Here is a 2299-nt window from a genome sequence, read left to right as displayed (position 1 = left end):
CGCGCTCGCTGTGCAGCGACGCTACCTATGCCGACGACCTGGCTCAGGACGCCCTGGCCAAGGCGCTGTCCTCGCAAGCCAGCTTCACGATGGGCACGAACATGAAGGCGTGGGTGTTCATGATCCTGCGCAACCAGTTCTATTCCGACATGCGCCGCGCGTGGCGCTCGCAGCCGCTGGACCCGGAAGTCGCCGAGCGGACCCTGGTCTCGATCTCCGACCCCACCGCCAGCCTGGAGCTGAACGAGTTGCGCCGGGCGATGGCGATGCTGCCCGACGACATGCGCGAGGCGCTGATCCTGATCGGCGCCGGCGGCATGTCGTACGAGGAAGCGAGCGAGATCACCGGTGTCGCGGTGGGCACCGTCAAGAGCCGGGTCAGCCGTGCGCGCGACCGGCTGGCGCTGATCTATGCCGAGGGCGATTTCGGCGACGACGACCTGCTTCCCAGCGCGGCCATGGCCTCGATCATGGCCCAGCTCGACGGCTATTCGCGCCAGCGCGCGGCGTAGGTCGACCGCGCTTTCGGAACTGCTGAACAGAGCGACCTCACGCGTTCGCGCGTGCGGGGCTCGGAACTGACCTTCGCCTCGGCGACAAACACCCCGTTCGGCCCGGCGATCGGCAATGTGTCGATCTCGTCGGCGGTTCCGGAACCGGCCACCTGGGCGATGATGATCATCGGCTTCGGCGCGGTGGGCGGTGTCGCCCGCAACGCGCGCCGCCGGCAGTCGTTCGCGACCGCCTAAGACGCCGAGTCCGCACCAAAAGCCACGCCGTCGGTCGCGAGACCGGCGGCGTCGCCATGTCCGCTCGAGCCTAGACTGACCCAGGGGCAGGGCGCGCGGAATCCTCCAAACGGTGGAGGAAACGGTCATGGCGCAGGCGCCGAGCGGCTTCAAGGTTCGCCTGGATCCACAGGACGAGTTCCCGCACGATCCGGGCGACGCCAAGAACTACAACGAAAGCATGTACTTCAACGCCTTCGACCCGGTGAAGAAGACCGGTGGCTGGTTCCGTATCGGCAACCGCCCCAACGAGCACTACGCCGAGATGACCGTGTGTCTGTACCTTCCCGACGGGCGGGTGGCTTTCATGTTCGGACGCCCGACCATCGCGGCCAACACCGAGATGAACGCCGGGGGCCTGAAGATCGAGGTGGTGGAGCCGTTCAAACGGCTGAAGCTGACCTATTCCGGCAAGGCGCTTCTGCTGGAACGGCCCCACGAGATGGCCGACCCCAAGAGGGCCTTCCGCGAGAACCCCACCGTCCCCTGCGAGATCGAGCTCGACTACGAGGGCGTCTCGCCCATGTACGGCGGCGAGACGGTCAAGGCCGACGGGTCCTCGCTGGAGATCGACCCGGAAAAGTCCTTCGCCAAGGCCCACTACGAGCAGCACTGCGCGGCCAGCGGCGTGTTCACCGTCGGCGACGAGCGCTTCGAGATCTCGGGTCACGGTCTGCGCGACAAGTCGTGGGGCCCGCGCCACTGGCAGGCCATCGACTGGTACCGCTGGTGCCCGATGAACTTCGGCCGCGACTTCGGGATGATGCTGTCGGTGATCGGCGACGGAAAGGGCGGGGCGCGCCAGGGCGGGATGGTGTTCCGCGACGGAGCCTATGACCTGATCGACACCTGCGTGATCGACAGCGACTGGGACGAGCACGGCTACCAGACCGCGCTGCGGGCCAAGGTCACGACCAAGGGCGGCAAGGCCTACGACGTCACCGGCGAGGTGATGTCGCTGATCCCCCTGCGCAATCGCCGGACCACTCCGGACGGCGTGGAATTGCAGACCCGTATCACCGAGGGGATGACGCAGTACCGTTGCGGCGAGCTGGTGGGTTACGGCCTCAGTGAGTACCTGGATCAGATCGTCGACGGCCAGCCGAACGGCAAGGCCGCGGGCTACTAGGCTCCGGTCTCAATCTGATCGATGGCCGCACAGCGTTCCTTCTCCCCTTGCGGGAGAAGGTGGCCGTTCGACGAACGGTCGGATGAGGGGTCTCTCAGAACCCTCCGGCGAGCGGACGGCCTGAGCGCAAGTCAGAAACCAGGCCGATAGGACTATCGACCCCTCATCCGACCTGGCTCCGCAAGGCCCCCTTCTCCCGCAAGGGGAGAAGGACGTCGTGAGCGGGCCGCCACTGGAGGGCCTCATCCGGGCGTCGGCGGCGGGGTGGCGGCGAGGTCGGAGGGCTTGGCGCCGCGCTCGCCCAGCACCACGGCGAAGCTGCCGGCGATGATCAGCAGGCCGCCGACCGCCAGAGCCAGGGTCAGATGGTCGCCGAACAGGG

2 protein-coding genes and 1 pseudogene are annotated in these 2299 nt (G+C 67.3%); all 3 read left to right on the top strand.

The features are described 5' to 3' along the window. Nucleotides 1-512: sigma-70 family RNA polymerase sigma factor (locus tag RMO04_RS00540; protein WP_309642846.1), on the top strand; the 512-nt coding region annotated here is incomplete at its 5' end. Between the two features lie 66 nt (nucleotides 513-578). Continuing rightward, nucleotides 579-749: pseudogene (locus RMO04_RS00535) on the top strand (PEPxxWA-CTERM sorting domain-containing protein); the annotation flags it as partial. Nucleotides 750-876: 127 nt separating this feature from the next. Beyond that, nucleotides 877-1917: a hypothetical protein gene (locus tag RMO04_RS00530; RefSeq protein ID WP_309642844.1), complete on the top strand. Its 1041-nt coding sequence runs from the start codon at nucleotides 877-879 to the stop codon at nucleotides 1915-1917. The last annotated feature ends 382 nt before the right edge of the window (nucleotides 1918-2299 follow it).

Origin of the sequence: Phenylobacterium sp. (assembly GCF_031412415.1) — a bacterium.
Taxonomy (GTDB): Bacteria; Pseudomonadota; Alphaproteobacteria; order Caulobacterales; family Caulobacteraceae; genus Phenylobacterium.
The sequence above is the reverse complement of the archived record's forward strand: the minus strand, read 5'-3'. Positions and strand labels throughout refer to the sequence as shown.

Coding starts and splice junctions, on each gene's coding strand:
- RMO04_RS00530 (WP_309642844.1), top strand. CDS start 877: ATGGCGCAGGCGCCGAGCGGCTTCAAGGTTCGCCTGGATCCACAGGAC.